Below are 14,550 nucleotides of genomic sequence, written 5' to 3'. Positions count from 1 at the left end.
GGGCAAGGCCCTGCCGGCGGCGCGCTGCAGGTGGGCGTGCGCCCCGAGTACCTGGCCATCGCCGCGGCCGGGCAGCCCGGCGCGCTGCCCTGCACGGTGGAGAAGGTGCAGGACATCGGCACCTACTTCCTGCTCACGGCCCGCGTGGGCGAGCACACGCTCAAGGCCCGCCTGGGCACGGGCGAGGCGGTGCCTTCGGCGGGCGACACGGTCTGGCTGCAGGTGCTGGGGCGCCATACCTGCTTCTACCAAAACGAGGAACTGCTGGCATGAGCACCACGACCAAACCGGTGAACCAGAAGGCCTGGTTCCTGATCCTGCCCGTCATCCTGTGCGTGGCCTTCTCGGCCATCCTGCCGCTGATGACCGTGGTGAACTACTCGGTGCAGGACATCATCTCGCCCGAGCGGCGCGTGTTCGTCGGCACCGAATGGTTCGCCGCCGTGATGCGCGACGAAGAGCTGCACGCGGCCCTGTGGCGCCAGATCACGTTCTCGCTCGCCGTGCTGGCGGTGGAGATCCCGCTGGGCATCTGCCTGGCGCTGTCCATGCCCGCGCAGGGCTGGAAGTCCTCCGCCGTGCTGGTGACGGTGGCGCTGTCGCTGCTGATCCCTTGGAACGTGGTGGGCACCATCTGGCAGATCTATGGCCGCGCCGACATCGGCCTGCTGGGCGCCGCGCTGCAGTACATCGGCATCGACTACAGCTACACCGGCAACGCCACGCAGGCCTGGCTCACCGTGCTGGTGATGGACGTATGGCACTGGACGCCGCTGGTGGCGCTGCTGTGCTTCGCCGGGCTGCGCTCGATCCCCGACGCCTATTACCAGGCCGCGCGCATCGACGGCGCGAGCAAGTTCGCCGTGTTCCGCTACATCCAGCTGCCCAAGATGCGCGGCGTGCTGATGATCGCGGTGCTGCTGCGCTTCATGGACAGCTTCATGATCTACACCGAGCCCTTCGTGCTCACCGGCGGCGGGCCGGGCAATGCCACCACCTTCCTCAGCCAGTACCTCACGCAGAAGGCCGTGGGCCAGTTCGACCTGGGCCCGGCGGCGGCGTTCTCGCTGATCTACTTTCTCATCATCCTGCTGCTGTGCTTCATCCTCTACAACTGGATGCAGCGCGTGGGCACCGACGCACAGACCGGAGCCGGCCATGAATGAAAAGCGCTTTCGCAAGCGGAGCCTCTTCCTTGCGGCCTACATCGTCTTCGCGTTGCTGCCCATCTACTGGATGGTCAACATGAGCTTCAAGACGAACGCGGAGATCCTCTCCACGTTCTCGTTCTTTCCCCAGCACTTCACCTGGGACAACTACAAGACCATCTTCACCGACGAGTCCTGGTATTCGGGCTACATCAACAGCCTGATCTACGTGGCCATCAACACGGTGATCTCGCTCACCGTGGCGCTGCCGGCGGCCTATGCGTTCTCGCGCTACCAGTTCCTGGGCGACAAGCACGTGTTCTTCTGGCTGCTGACCAATCGCATGACGCCGCCCGCGGTGTTCCTGCTGCCGTTCTTCCAGCTCTACACGACCGTGGGGCTGATGGACACGCACATCGCCGTGGCGCTGGCCCACCTGCTGTTCAACGTGCCCCTGGCGGTGTGGATCCTGGAAGGCTTCATGACCGGCATCCCGCGGGAGATCGACGAGACGGCATACATCGACGGCTATAGCTTCCCGCGCTTTTTCCTGACCATCTTCCTGCCGCTCATCAAGGCCGGTGTGGGCGTGGCGGCGTTCTTCTGCTTCATGTTCAGCTGGGTCGAGCTGCTGTTGGCGCGCACGCTCACCAGCGTGAACGCCAAGCCCATCGTGGCGACGATGACGCGCACCGTGAGCGCCTCCGGCATGGACTGGGCCACCCTGGCCGCGGCCGGTGTGCTCACCATCGTGCCGGGTGCCATCGTCATCTGGTTCGTGCGGCACTACATCGCGAAGGGTTTCGCGATGGGCCGGGTTTGACGTGTGAAAGGGAGCACAGCCATGAATCACACACTTTCACCGCAGAGCGCGCGATGCGTCCAACGCCAGCGGCAGCCGTGGAGCGGGCCTTGCCCGGCCACACGCTGCGTCCCCCTCAGGGTAAGTGCCGCAGGCGCTCAGGGGGGTACCCATGTTTGAGTGGATGGCCTGGACCACGCCGGTGGCCGTTTTCTTCCTGTGCATCGTGCTCATGCTGGCCGGCATGACGGTGTGGGAAATCAAGTCCCCCACCCTGCTCCGGCGTGGCTGGCTGCCGCTGGCGACGACGCGCGGCGACCGCCTCTTCATCGGCCTGCTGGCCGCCGCCTATGTGAACCTGGCCTTCGTGGGCATCAGCGGGCACTTGGTGCAGTGGTTCTCGCTGTCGGCCGAACCGTCGATCTGGATCAGCTTCGTGCTGTCGATGGCCTTGCTGGTGCTGATCCTGCGCAAGGGCTGACGGCCAGGCTGCCGGGAGTTTTTTCTGCCGCCGGTCCGACCCATCCCCCGGACCCGGCGGCCGCTGGAATGCAAAGGGGAGTCGATTCAACTGACTATCAGGAGACAAGCACTATGAAGATGCAGTATTCGGCGCTGGCGTTGGCCGTCGCGGTCCTGGCCGGCAACACGGCCATGGCGGGCGAGGCGGAAGCCAAGAAGTGGGTGGACAGCGAATTCCAGCCGTCCACGCTGGCCAAGGACCAGCAACTGGCCGAGATGAAGTGGTTCATCGACGCGGCCAAGAAGCTGCAGGCCAAGGGCGTGAAGGAAATCTCGGTGGTGTCGGAAACCCTGACCACGCACGAGTACGAGTCCAAGACGCTGGCCAAGGCCTTCGAGGAGATCACCGGCATCAAGGTCAAGCACGACCTGATCCAGGAAGGCGACGTGGTCGAGAAGCTGCAGACCTCGATGCAGTCGGGCAAGTCGATCTACGATGGCTGGATCAGCGACTCCGACCTGATCGGCACGCACTACCGCTACGGCAAGATGATGAACCTGACCGACTACATGTCGGGCGCCGGCAAGGAGTTCACCAACCCCGGGCTGGACCTGAAGGACTTCATCGGCACCAAGTTCACCACCGCGCCGGACGGCAAGCTCTACCAGCTGCCCGACCAGCAGTTCGCCAACCTGTACTGGTTCCGCGCCGACCTGTTCGAGCGCAAGGACTTGAAGGACAAGTTCAAGGCCAAGTACGGCTACGACCTGGGCGTGCCGCTGAACTGGAGCGCCTACGAAGACATCGCCGAATTCTTCAGCAACGATGTGAAGACCATCGACGGCAAGGCCATCTACGGCCACATGGACTACGGCAAGAAGGACCCCTCGCTCGGCTGGCGCTTCACCGACGCCTGGCTGTCCATGGCGGGCTCGGCCGACATCGGCACGCCCAATGGCCTGCCAATCGACGAATGGGGCATCCGCGTGGCGGCGGACAAGTGCACGCCCGTGGGCGCCTCGGTGTCCCGCGGCGGTGCGACCAACTCGCCTGCGGCCGTGTACGCGCTCACCAAGTACGTGGACTGGATGAAGAAGTACGCGCCCAAGGAAGCCATGGGCATGACCTTCGGCGAATCCGGCCCCGTGCCCGCGCAAGGCCAGATCGCCCAGCAGATCTTCTGGTACACCGCCTTCACCGCCGACATGGTCAAGCCCGGCCTGCCCGTGGTGAACGCCGACGGCACGCCCAAGTGGCGCATGGCGCCCGGCCCCAACGGCCCGTACTGGAAGCCCGGCATGCAGAACGGCTACCAGGACGTGGGATCGTGGTCGTTCTTCAACGGCCATGACGCCAACAAGACGGCCGCTGCCTGGCTCTACGCCCAGTTCGTGACCGCCAAGACCGTCTCGCTCAAGAAGACCATCGTGGGCCTGACGCCCATCCGCGAGAGCGACATCCAGTCCAAGGCCATGACCGACATGGCGCCCAAGCTCGGCGGCCTGGTCGAGTTCTACCGCAGCCCGGCCCGCGTGGCCTGGTCGCCCACCGGCACCAACGTGCCCGACTACCCCAAGCTGGCGCAGTTGTGGTGGAAGAACGTGGCCCAGGCCGTCACGGGCGAGAAGACCCCACAGGGCGCCATGGACACGCTGGCCGACGAGATGGACCAGGTCATGGCCCGCCTGGAGCGCGCCGGCATGGCCCACTGCGCGCCCAAGCTCAATCCCAAGGGCGATCCTGCCAAGTGGCTGAGCGACAAGGCCGCCCCCTGGGCCAAGCTGGCCAATGAAAAGCCCAAGGGCGAAACCATTGCCTACGACCGCCTGCTGCAGGCCTGGAAGGACGGCAAGGTGCGCTGACCCGGCAGGATGGGCCGGCGCCCACGCACCGCCGGCCTGATTTGCCCACCTCCCGCCCTCGTCCTTGTCTGCAAGGGCCTGGGCGGATTTGTTTTTTGCGGTGAATCAAGGGTTAACCCTTGGTTCTTCCGAGACGCATGGACAATCGATCCCATGAATACCGTGACCACCCCCCTGTACACCAAACGCTCCGAACTGCTGGCTCGGCTGGCTGAGCCCCGCCTCTACGACCTGGCGGTGATCGGGGGCGGTGCGACAGGCCTGGGCGTGGCGCTGGACGCCGCCGCGCGTGGCTTCAGCGTGGTCCTGGTGGAGTCGCACGACTTCGCCAAGGGAACATCCTCCCGCGCGACCAAGCTGGTGCACGGAGGCGTGCGCTATCTGGCGCAGGGCAATATCTCCCTCGTGCGCGAAGCGCTGCACGAGCGCACCACGCTGTTGAACAATGCCCCCCACCTGGCGCAGCCGCTGCCGTTCGTGATGCCGTCCTACCGCTATTGGGAAACGCCGTTCTACGGCGTGGGACTCAAGGCCTACGACGTCCTGGCGGGCAAGGCCGGCCTGGGCGCCACCGAATTCCTCGGCCGGGAAAGCACCTTGCGCCTGCTGCCCACGGCCCGCAAGGAAGGGCTCAAAGGCGGGGTCAAGTACTGGGACGGCCAGTTCGACGACGCCCGGCTGGCGCTCGCCTTGGCCCGCACGGCGGCGCAGCGCGGAGCCTTGCTCGTCAACTACTGCTCCGCCCGCGAACTGGTGCACGAGGCCGGCAAGGTGGCGGGCTTCACGTGCGAGGACCGCGAAACCGGCACCGCCTATACCGTGCGCGCGAAGTGCGTGGTCAATGCCACCGGAGTGTGGGTGGACGCGTTTCGCCAGCAGGATGCCGCGGCGCTCGGGCGCCCCGCCAAGCCCATCGTGGCACCCAGCCAGGGCGTGCACATCGTGGTGGACCGCGAATTCCTGCCTTCCGACCATGCGCTCATGGTGCCCAAGACCGCCGATGGCCGTGTGCTGTTTGCCGTGCCGTGGCTGGGCAAAGTCATCCTGGGGACGACCGACAGCCCACGCCAGGACCTGGCCCGCGAGCCCTTACCGTTCAAGGAGGAGGTGGCGTTCATCCTGAGCGAATCCGCCCGCTACCTGACGCGGGCGCCGGGCCCTTCGGATGTACGCAGCATCTGGGTCGGATTGCGTCCTTTGGTCAAACCGCAGGACGACGACGGTGACAACACGAAGAGCATCAGCCGCGAGCACACCGTCATCGCCAGCGCGAGCGGACTGGTCACCGTCACCGGTGGAAAATGGACCACGTACCGGGCCATGGCGGAGGACGTGTTGCAAAAATGCTTCACTGCGGGGTTGCTGGCGGAGCGCCCCAGCGGCGTGACGCGCCATCTTCCCCTCGTGGGCTCGCCCCAGCAGGCGGTGCAGCACCGCATCAGCGCGCCCCAAGGTCTGCACTCCTATGGCAGTGAGGCATCCTTCATCGACGGCTTGCCGGGCGCGGACGCCGCGCTGTCAGAGGGGCTGACCGAGGCGATGGTGCGATTTGCCGCCCGCTACGAGTACGCCCGCACGGTGGAAGATGTGCTGGCCCGCCGCAGCCGGATGCTTTTCCTGGATGCGGCCCAAGCCGCTCGTCTGGCCCCGCGCGTGGGCGAGATCCTGCGCGAGGAGCTCGGCCTAGACCCCCAGCTGGAGGTGTTCCAGGCGTTGGCCCGGCAGTATTTGGACGTCCCGTTGTGAAGTGCTTGACGTCAGTTGCGCTTTTTGACAAAATCGAGGGCTTCGCGTTTCAAGCGCGAGGTTTCTGCCCAGCGGGAAGTGCTGCAAATGGTTTGCGGCATGGACGACGGGCCCAAGACTGATTGGCTGATCTTCAGCCCTTGAGACGTTCTCTGGGGCTGTCAATCCTGCCGGTGCAAGTTGGGAATATTGAAATGATCCAGACAGAATCTCGGTTAGACGTTGCCGACAACACCGGCGCGAAGTCCGTCCTGTGCATCAAGGTGCTGGGTGGTTCCAAGCGTCGCTACGCCAGTGTCGGCGACATCATCAAGGTGAGCATCAAGGAAGCCGCTCCGCGTGGCCGCGTCAAAAAGGGCGAGGTCTACAGCGCAGTGGTGGTTCGTACGGCGAAGGGTATTCGCCGTGGCGACGGTTCGCTCGTCAAATTCGATGGCAACGCAGCAGTGTTGCTCAATGCAAAGCTGGAGCCCATCGGCACCCGCATCTTCGGGCCCGTGACGCGTGAACTGCGTACCGAGAAGTTCATGAAGATCGTGTCCCTGGCTCCTGAAGTTCTCTGAGGACGCGCCATGAACAAGATTCGCAAGGGCGACGAAATCGTTGTGCTCACCGGGCGCGACAAGGGCAAGCGCGGCACGGTGTCGCTGCGCAAGGATGACTCCTATCTGGTCATCGACGGCATCAACCTGGTCAAGAAGCATGTCAAGCCGAACCCCATGAAGGGTACGACCGGCGGCATCGTGGAAAAGGCCATGCCGATCCATCAGTCCAACGTGGCCATCTTCAATGCGGCTACCGGCAAGGCTGATCGTGTAGGTATCAAGGTGCAGGCTGATGGTGCGCGCGTTCGCGTGTTCAAGTCCAGCGGCGCTGAAATCAAGGCGGCCTAAGGAGTCAACATGGCACGACTGCAACAACACTACCGTGAAAAAATCGCCCCCGAGCTCGCTAAGCAGTTCGGTTATACCTCTCCGATGCAAGTCCCTCGGCTGACGAAGATCACCCTGAACATGGGTGTGAGCGAAGCCGTGTCGGACAAGAAGGTGATGGACAACGCCGTCGCAGACCTGACCAAGATTGCTGGCCAGAAGCCTGTGGTGACCAAGGCCAAGAAGGCCATCGCCGGTTTCAAGATCCGCGAAGGCCAGGCCATCGGCTGCATGGTCACCCTGCGTGGCGTTCAGATGTACGAATTCCTGGATCGTTTCGTGACCGTGGCTCTGCCCCGCGTCCGTGACTTCCGCGGTATCTCTGGCCGGGCCTTCGACGGCCGTGGCAACTACAACATCGGTGTCAAGGAACAGATCATTTTCCCTGAAATCGAGTACGACAAGGTGGATGCCTTGCGCGGTCTCAACATCAGCATCACCACAACGGCGCGTAGCGATGAAGAAGCGAAGGCGCTTCTCGCTGGTTTCCGTTTCCCGTTCAAGAACTGAGGCAGCGTATGGCTAAAGTAGCTTTGATCCAGCGCGAACTGAAGCGCGAAAAATTGGCCGCCAAGTACGCAGCAAAGTATGCGGAATTGAAGGCAGTTGCCAGCGACATGAAGCGCAGCGATGAAGAGCGTGAAGCAGCCCGTCTGGGCCTGCAAAAGCTCCCACGCAACGCCAACCCCACGCGTCAGCGCAACCGTTGCGAAATCACCGGTCGCCCACGTGGCACGTTCCGCCAATTCGGTCTGGCTCGCGCAAAGATCCGTGAACTGGCTTTTGCCGGCGACATCCCTGGTGTCACCAAGGCCAGCTGGTAAGCGGGCAGGAGAGATACAACATGAGCATGAGTGATCCCATCGCTGACTTGCTGACCCGCATTCGCAACGCGCAAATGGTGTCCAAGGCAACCGTGCTGGTGCCGTCTTCCAAAGTGAAGATCGCCATCGCCCAAGTGCTGAAGGACGAGGGTTATATCGACGGCTTCCAGGTCAAGACCGAAGCCGGCAAGTCCGAACTTGAAATCGCACTGAAGTACTACGCCGGTCGTCCGGTGATCGAGCGTATCGAGCGCGTGAGCCGTCCTGGCCTGCGTGTGTACAAAGGCCGTGATTCAATCCCGCAAGTCATGAACGGTCTGGGTGTGGCAATTGTCACGACGCCCAAGGGCGTGATGACCGATCGCAAAGCGCGCGCTACCGGTGTCGGCGGCGAAGTGCTTTGCTACGTCGCTTAAACGTGGCATTGAGGAGTAACTGAAATGTCCCGCGTAGGAAAAATGCCGGTGACCATCCCCGCAGGTGTGGATGTGTCCATCAAGGACGACCAGATCAACGTGAAGGGTACGGGCGGCACGCTGTCGCTGACCCAGAGCGCGCTTGTGAAGGTCTCCATCAAGGACGGCAAGCTCAGTTTTGAGCCTGTTGACGAGTCCCGTGAAGCGAATGCCATGAGTGGCACGATCCGCCAGTTGGTGAACAACATGGTGGTGGGTGTCAGCAAGGGCTTCGAAAAGAAGCTGAGCCTGATCGGCGTGGGCTACAAGGCCCAGGCTGCAGGTGCCAAGCTGAATCTGAGCGTGGGTTACTCGCACCCCGTGAACTTCGAAATGCCTGCTGGCATCACGGTTGCGACTCCAACCCCGACCGAAATCGTGATCAAGGGTGCCGACCGCCAGCGCGTCGGCCAATTGGCCGCTGAGATCCGTGCCGTTCGTCCGCCCGAGCCCTACAAGGGCAAAGGCATCCGTTATTCGGACGAAAAAGTCACGATCAAAGAGACCAAGAAGAAATAAGGAGCTGCAACATGTTGACCAAGAAAGAGCAGCGTCTTCGTCGTTCGCGCCAGACCCGCATTCGCATTGCGCAGCAAGGCGTGGCGCGTTTGACGGTGAACCGCACGAACCTTCACATCTACGCCAGTGTTATCTCCGGCGACGGCAGCAAGGTCCTGGCCAGCGCATCGACGGCAGAAGCCGATGTGCGCAAGTCCCTCGGTGGCTCTGGCAAGGGGGGCAATGCCACCGCTGCCCAGATCATCGGCAAGCGCATCGCTGAAAAGGCGAAGGCGGCTGGCATCGAGAAGGTTGCATTCGATCGTGCAGGTTTTGCCTATCACGGCCGCGTCAAGGCTTTGGCCGACGCTGCACGTGAAGCTGGCCTGCAGTTCTAAGCGGAGCGAAATACAAAATGGCTAAATTTCAACCCAAAGTGCAGAGCGAAGGTCAGGACGACGGTCTGCGCGAAAAAAATGATCGCGGTGAACCGCGTGACCAAAGTCGTGAAGGGTGGCCGGATTCTCGGTTTCGCCGCACTGACTGTGGTCGGTGACGGTGATGGCCGCGTCGGCATGGGTAAGGGCAAGTCGAAGGAAGTGCCTGCAGCCGTGCAAAAGGCAATGGAAGAAGCTCGCCGCAATCTGGTGAAGGTGTCGCTCAAGAACGGCACCATTCATCATCAAGTGACGGGCCACCATGGTGCTGCACACGTGATGATGGCTCCCGCCCCCAAGGGTACGGGCATCATTGCGGGCGGCCCGATGCGTGCTGTGTTTGAAGTGTTGGGCATCACCGACATCGTGGCCAAGAGCCACGGTTCGTCGAACCCCTACAACATGGTCCGCGCAACGTTCGATGCGCTGGTGCATTCCACGACCCCGTCGGAAGTGGCAGCCAAGCGCGGCAAGTCGGTCGAAGACATCTTCGCCTGAACGGAGTTGAGCAAATGACTACGCAACAAACCGTCAAGATTCAACTGGTGCGCAGCCCGATTGGCACCAAGGAATCGCACCGTGCCACCGTACGCGGCCTGGGCCTGCGCAAGCTGAACAGCATCAGCGAACTGCAGGACAGCCCTGAAGTGCGCGGCATGATTAACAAGATCAGCTATCTGGTCAAAGTCCTCTGAGAGGTTGATGATGGAACTCAATAGCATCAAGCCTGCAGACGGAGCCAAGCATGCCAAGCGCCGCGTCGGTCGCGGTATCGGTTCTGGTCTGGGCAAGACCGCGGGTCGCGGTCACAAGGGTCAAAAATCGCGTTCTGGCGGTTACCACAAGGTGGGTTTCGAAGGCGGTCAAATGCCTTTGCAGCGTCGCCTGCCCAAGCGCGGCTTCAAGTCCCATCTGCTGAAGTTCAATGCAGAAGTGACCCTGACGGCGCTGGACCAACTGGGTCTTGCTGAAGTTGACCTGCTGGCGCTCAAGAGCGCCGGTTTGGTGGGCCAGCTGATCAAGGTGGTGAAGGTCATCAAGAGTGGCGAACTGAGCAAGTCGGTCAAGTTGACCGGCATCGGTGCAACGGCGGGCGCGAAGGCGGCCATCGAAGCTGCCGGCGGCAGCCTGGCTTGAATACGTTCTGAAGGAACGCATCCGTGGCTACTAGCGCAGCTCAAATTGCGAAAACCGGTAAGTTTGGCGATTTACGTCGCCGGCTGGTTTTTCTGCTGCTGGCGTTGGTCGTGTACCGCATCGGAGCGCACATTCCCGTGCCGGGCATCGATCCGGCGCAGCTGCAACAGCTGTTCAGTGGCCAGCAGGGTGGCATTCTGAACCTGTTCAACATGTTCTCGGGTGGGGCGCTCTCGCGCTTCACGGTTTTCGCTCTGGGGATCATGCCGTATATCTCGGCGTCGATCATCATGCAGCTGATGACCTATGTCGTTCCGACGTTCGAGCAGCTGAAGAAGGAAGGCGAGGCAGGGCGGCGCAAGATCACGCAATACACGCGTTATGGAACGCTGGGTTTGGCCATATTCCAGTCGCTGGGCATCGCTGTGGCACTGGAGAGTTCCGCAGGGCTGGTGCTGAGTCCCGGGTTCGGGTTTCGCATGACGGCCGTGGTGAGCTTGACGGCTGGCACGATGTTCCTCATGTGGTTGGGTGAGCAAATCACAGAGCGTGGCTTGGGCAACGGGATTTCGATCCTGATCTTCGCAGGTATCGCTGCAGGGCTGCCGAGTTCTATCGGTGGATTGCTGGAGCTGGTGCGCACAGGTGCGATGAGCATCCTGGCTGCGATTTTCATCGTGTTGATCGTGGCGGCAGTGACCTATTTCGTCGTGTTTGTCGAAAGAGGTCAGCGAAAGATTCTCGTGAATTACGCGAGGCGCCAGGTGGGCAACAAGGTGTATGGCGGGCAATCGTCGCATCTGCCGTTGAAGCTCAACATGGCTGGGGTGATTCCACCGATCTTTGCTTCGTCGATCATCTTGTTGCCGGCTACGGTGGTGAACTGGTTCAGTGCGGGTGAGTCGATGCGTTGGTTGCGTGACATTTCTGGAGCACTGACCCCAGGTCAGCCGATCTATGTGATGTTCTACGCAGCGGCCATTGTGTTCTTCTGCTTCTTCTACACCGCCTTGGTGTTCAACAGCCGAGAGACTGCAGACAACTTGAAGAAAAGCGGTGCCTTCATTCCTGGGATTCGTCCTGGAGAACAGACGGCTCGCTACATCGACAAGATCCTGGTTCGCTTGACGCTGGCTGGAGCGGTGTACATCACCTTTGTGTGCTTGCTCCCAGAGTTCATGATCTTGAAGTACAACGTGCCGTTCTATTTTGGTGGCACCTCTTTACTGATCATTGTGGTGGTCACCATGGACTTCATGGCCCAGGTGCAGAACTACATGATGTCGCAGCAATACGAGTCCTTGCTTAAGAAGGCCAACTTCAAAGCAACGCCTGGCAGCTGAGTCAGTCACAAGTGGAATCTTGGCAAATGCGCTATAGTGGCGGGTTGGCCTTGGTGGATACGGTTTATTGATGCCTCCGAGTCATCGCGGGCGCAAATTGTGTTCCGCGCAGTGGGCCGGGACGAAAAGACGAGTTTTAGGAGAATGAAATGAGAGTTTCGGCTTCGGTCAAGAAAATCTGCCGCAACTGCAAGATCATCCGCCGCAAAGGTGTGGTGCGCGTGATCTGCACGGACATGCGCCATAAGCAGCGCCAAGGTTGATTGAAAGTATTAGAGGACGCATATGGCACGTATCGCTGGCATTAATATTCCGCCGCATCAGCATGCTGAAATCGGCTTGACCGCCATTTTTGGCATTGGTCGCACCCGCGCTCGCAAGATCTGCGAAGCCTGTGACATCGCTTATTCCAAGAAGATCAAGGATCTGACGGACGGCGATCTCGAAAAAATTCGCGATCAGATCGCGCAGTTCACCATCGAAGGTGATCTGCGTCGCGAAACCACGATGAACATCAAGCGCTTGATGGACATTGGCTGCTACCGCGGCTTCCGCCATCGTCGCGGTCTGCCCATGCGTGGTCAGCGTACGCGCACGAATGCTCGTACCCGCAAGGGTCCGCGCAAGGGTGCTGCAGCGCTGAAGAAGTAAAAAGATTGAAAGATCAACATGGCAAAGTCTCCCGCCAATAACGCTGCACAGCGCGTTCGCAAGAAGGTTCGCAAGAACGTTTCGGACGGTATCGCGCACGTGCATGCTTCGTTCAACAACACCATCATCACGATCACCGATCGCCAAGGCAATGCATTGTCCTGGGCGTCATCGGGTGGTCAAGGTTTCAAGGGTTCGCGCAAGTCCACGCCATTCGCTGCACAGGTTGCATCCGAAGTCGCGGGTCGTGCTGCCATTGAACAAGGCATCAAGAATCTTGATGTCGAGATCAAGGGCCCAGGTCCTGGTCGTGAATCGTCGGTGCGCGCGCTGGGCGCCCTGGGTATCCGCATCACTTCGATCTCCGACGTGACGCCGGTTCCCCATAACGGCTGCCGTCCGCAAAAGCGCCGTCGCATCTAATTTTTATAAGCCCACCGCCACCTGATTGCTTTGGCAGCAGGTGGCTCCCGCAATGATGTTGCGGAAGATGACAATCCAAGGAAGCTCAAGTGGCACGTTACCTCGGCCCCAAGGCCAAACTCTCCCGCCGTGAAGGCACTGACCTGTTCCTGAAGAGCGCTCGCCGCTCTATCGCGGACAAGGCCAAGTTCGACTCCAAGCCAGGTCAGCACGGCCGCACCTCTGGTGCTCGCACGTCCGACTATGGTCTGCAACTGCGCGAAAAGCAGAAGGTCAAGCGCATGTATGGCGTGCTGGAAAAGCAATTCCGCCGCTATTTCGAAGCCGCTGATCGCCGCAAGGGCAACACGGGTGCCAACCTGCTGTTCCTGCTGGAATCCCGTCTGGATAACGTGGTGTACCGCATGGGCTTCGGTTCCACGCGCGCAGAAGCACGCCAGCTGGTTTCGCACAAGGCTATCACCGTGAACGGCCAGTCTGTCAACATCGCCTCGTACCTCGTCAAGACGGGCGATGTGGTGGCTGTGCGCGAAAAGTCCAAGAAGCAAGGTCGCGTAGTCGAAGCCTTGCAGCTGGCTCAGCAAGTGGGTATGCCAGCGTGGGTGGAAGTGAATGCCGACAAGGCCGAGGGTATCTTCAAGAAGGTTCCGGATCGTGACGAATTCGGCGCTGACATCAACGAATCCCTGATCGTTGAACTCTATTCGCGCTAAGCATTTAGCGCACATTCGAGAAAATTGTTCCTATACCGCGAGGCATCGCGGTATAGGCGCTTCACCAGCCTTACCGGTGTAACGAGCTGGGGGTATTGAGAGGAAGTCTGAATGCAAACCAATTTGCTGAAACCCAAGGCGATCAATGTCGAGCAACTTGGCCACAATCGTGCCAAGGTCGCGTTGGAGCCCTTTGAGCGCGGTTACGGCCACACTCTGGGCAATGCCATTCGCCGTGTTCTGCTCTCGTCCATGGTGGGTTACGCAGCAACGGAAGTCACGATCGCAGGCGTCTTGCACGAGTATTCATCCATTGATGGTGTTCAGGAAGATGTCGTCAACATCCTGTTGAATCTCAAGGGTGTGGTGTTCAAGCTCCACAACCGCGACGAAGTCACGCTGAGCCTTCGCAAGGACGGTGAAGGGGTGGTCACGGCTCGGGATATCCAGACGCCTCATGACGTAGAAATCGTCAACCCCGATCACGTCATCGCCCATCTGTCGCAGGGCGGCAAGCTGGACATGCAGATCAAGGTAGAAAAAGGCCGTGGCTACGTGCCAGGCAATCTGCGCCGTTATGCCGACGAGTCGACGAAGTCGATTGGCCGCATTGTGCTGGACGCATCTTTTTCCCCGGTCAAGCGCGTGAGCTACACCGTGGAAAGCGCCCGCGTTGAGCAGCGCACCGATCTGGACAAGCTGGTTGTCGAAATCGAGACGAATGGTGCCATCACGGCGGAAGATGCAGTTCGCGCATCCGCCAAGATTTTGGTAGAACAACTGGCTGTGTTTGCGCAGCTCGAAGGCGGCGAATTGGCGGCATTCGATGCGCCAGCAGGTCCTCGCGGCAGTGCAACGTTCGATCCGATCTTGCTGCGCCCTGTGGACGAGCTGGAATTGACGGTGCGCTCTGCCAATTGCCTGAAGGCCGAGAACATTTACTACATCGGTGACCTGATCCAACGCACCGAGAACGAGTTGCTGAAGACGCCTAATCTGGGACGTAAGTCGCTCAATGAAATCAAGGAAGTCTTGGCTTCCCGTGGTTTGACTCTGGGGATGAAGCTGGAGAACTGGCCACCTGCAGGCCTCGACAAGCGTTAAGTTATAATTTTG

The 14,550-nt window shown here is 60.8% G+C and carries 21 protein-coding genes and 1 pseudogene; all 22 read left to right on the top strand.

What is annotated here, in order from left to right; all coding sequences use genetic code 11:
• Nucleotides 1–273, top strand: a 273-nt coding sequence (locus AC27IQ_RS06185) for a TOBE domain-containing protein (RefSeq protein ID WP_487088878.1), incomplete at its 5' end; no start/stop codon positions are given.
• On the top strand, nt 270–1,166 hold the full coding sequence (locus AC27IQ_RS06180; RefSeq protein ID WP_272549419.1) for a carbohydrate ABC transporter permease: 897 nt from the start codon (nt 270–272) through the stop codon (nt 1,164–1,166). The genes AC27IQ_RS06185 and AC27IQ_RS06180, both read left to right, overlap by 4 nt.
• Nucleotides 1,159–1,971, top strand: coding sequence for a carbohydrate ABC transporter permease (locus AC27IQ_RS06175; protein ID WP_272549418.1), 813 nt, complete (start codon nt 1,159–1,161; stop codon nt 1,969–1,971). The genes AC27IQ_RS06180 and AC27IQ_RS06175 overlap by 8 nt, the downstream gene beginning before the upstream one ends.
• A gap of 151 nt (nt 1,972–2,122) precedes the next feature.
• On the top strand, nt 2,123–2,431 hold the full coding sequence (locus AC27IQ_RS06170; RefSeq protein ID WP_284413575.1) for a DUF2160 domain-containing protein: 309 nt from the start codon (nt 2,123–2,125) through the stop codon (nt 2,429–2,431).
• A gap of 113 nt (nt 2,432–2,544) precedes the next feature.
• Nucleotides 2,545–4,275 (top strand): ABC transporter substrate-binding protein, encoded by a 1,731-nt coding sequence (locus AC27IQ_RS06165; protein ID WP_317354582.1) that lies wholly within the window; start codon nt 2,545–2,547, stop codon nt 4,273–4,275.
• 153 nt (nt 4,276–4,428) lie between these two features.
• Nucleotides 4,429–6,021, top strand: coding sequence for a glycerol-3-phosphate dehydrogenase/oxidase (locus AC27IQ_RS06160; RefSeq protein WP_284431074.1), 1,593 nt, complete (start codon nt 4,429–4,431; stop codon nt 6,019–6,021).
• Between the two features lie 194 nt (nt 6,022–6,215).
• A complete protein-coding gene (rplN, locus tag AC27IQ_RS06155; RefSeq protein ID WP_025596343.1) occupies nt 6,216–6,584 on the top strand; it encodes a 50S ribosomal protein L14 in 369 nt (122 codons plus the stop codon).
• A gap of 9 nt (nt 6,585–6,593) precedes the next feature.
• Nucleotides 6,594–6,914: a 50S ribosomal protein L24 gene (rplX, locus tag AC27IQ_RS06150; RefSeq protein ID WP_272549412.1), complete on the top strand. Its 321-nt coding sequence runs from the start codon at nt 6,594–6,596 to the stop codon at nt 6,912–6,914.
• 9 nt (nt 6,915–6,923) lie between these two features.
• Entirely contained in the window at nt 6,924–7,463 is a 540-nt protein-coding gene (rplE, locus tag AC27IQ_RS06145) for a 50S ribosomal protein L5 (protein ID WP_272566913.1), read from the top strand.
• An 8-nt stretch (nt 7,464–7,471) separates the two neighbouring features.
• Nucleotides 7,472–7,777, top strand: a complete 306-nt coding sequence (gene rpsN / locus AC27IQ_RS06140) for a 30S ribosomal protein S14 (RefSeq protein WP_272549410.1) — start codon at nt 7,472–7,474, stop codon at nt 7,775–7,777.
• Between the two features lie 20 nt (nt 7,778–7,797).
• Nucleotides 7,798–8,193: a 30S ribosomal protein S8 gene (gene rpsH / locus AC27IQ_RS06135; RefSeq protein WP_005793636.1), complete on the top strand. Its 396-nt coding sequence runs from the start codon at nt 7,798–7,800 to the stop codon at nt 8,191–8,193.
• A gap of 24 nt (nt 8,194–8,217) precedes the next feature.
• The gene (rplF, locus tag AC27IQ_RS06130; protein ID WP_284431075.1) at nt 8,218–8,751 is read left to right on the top strand and encodes a 50S ribosomal protein L6; all 534 of its coding nucleotides are present in this window, start codon (nt 8,218–8,220) and stop codon (nt 8,749–8,751) included.
• 11 nt (nt 8,752–8,762) lie between these two features.
• Nucleotides 8,763–9,128, top strand: coding sequence for a 50S ribosomal protein L18 (gene rplR / locus AC27IQ_RS06125; protein ID WP_272549407.1), 366 nt, complete (start codon nt 8,763–8,765; stop codon nt 9,126–9,128).
• 17 nt (nt 9,129–9,145) lie between these two features.
• Nucleotides 9,146–9,665 (top strand): annotated as a pseudogene (gene rpsE, locus AC27IQ_RS06120) (30S ribosomal protein S5).
• A gap of 14 nt (nt 9,666–9,679) precedes the next feature.
• The gene (gene rpmD, locus AC27IQ_RS06115; RefSeq protein WP_056670941.1) at nt 9,680–9,862 is read left to right on the top strand and encodes a 50S ribosomal protein L30; all 183 of its coding nucleotides are present in this window, start codon (nt 9,680–9,682) and stop codon (nt 9,860–9,862) included.
• A 10-nt stretch (nt 9,863–9,872) separates the two neighbouring features.
• Complete coding sequence (rplO, locus tag AC27IQ_RS06110) at nt 9,873–10,304, top strand: 50S ribosomal protein L15 (protein ID WP_272569571.1); 432 nt, start codon at nt 9,873–9,875, stop codon at nt 10,302–10,304.
• 23 nt (nt 10,305–10,327) lie between these two features.
• Entirely contained in the window at nt 10,328–11,647 is a 1,320-nt protein-coding gene (gene secY, locus AC27IQ_RS06105) for a preprotein translocase subunit SecY (RefSeq protein ID WP_284431076.1), read from the top strand.
• 149 nt (nt 11,648–11,796) lie between these two features.
• On the top strand, nt 11,797–11,910 hold the full coding sequence (gene rpmJ, locus AC27IQ_RS06100) for a 50S ribosomal protein L36 (RefSeq protein WP_011793797.1): 114 nt from the start codon (nt 11,797–11,799) through the stop codon (nt 11,908–11,910).
• A gap of 22 nt (nt 11,911–11,932) precedes the next feature.
• Nucleotides 11,933–12,298, top strand: coding sequence for a 30S ribosomal protein S13 (gene rpsM, locus AC27IQ_RS06095; protein ID WP_056670935.1), 366 nt, complete (start codon nt 11,933–11,935; stop codon nt 12,296–12,298).
• Nucleotides 12,299–12,316: 18 nt separating this feature from the next.
• On the top strand, nt 12,317–12,721 hold the full coding sequence (rpsK, locus tag AC27IQ_RS06090; RefSeq protein ID WP_011793799.1) for a 30S ribosomal protein S11: 405 nt from the start codon (nt 12,317–12,319) through the stop codon (nt 12,719–12,721).
• Between the two features lie 89 nt (nt 12,722–12,810).
• A complete protein-coding gene (gene rpsD, locus AC27IQ_RS06085) occupies nt 12,811–13,434 on the top strand; it encodes a 30S ribosomal protein S4 (protein ID WP_272566916.1) in 624 nt (207 codons plus the stop codon).
• A 111-nt stretch (nt 13,435–13,545) separates the two neighbouring features.
• Complete coding sequence (locus AC27IQ_RS06080; protein ID WP_272549398.1) at nt 13,546–14,538, top strand: DNA-directed RNA polymerase subunit alpha; 993 nt, start codon at nt 13,546–13,548, stop codon at nt 14,536–14,538.
• Nucleotides 14,539–14,550: the final 12 nt, after the last annotated feature.

It is taken from the genome of Acidovorax sp. KPB24-07 (assembly GCF_057543315.1).
Note: the sequence above shows the minus strand (reverse complement) of the source record. Positions and strands in the feature narration are given on the sequence as shown.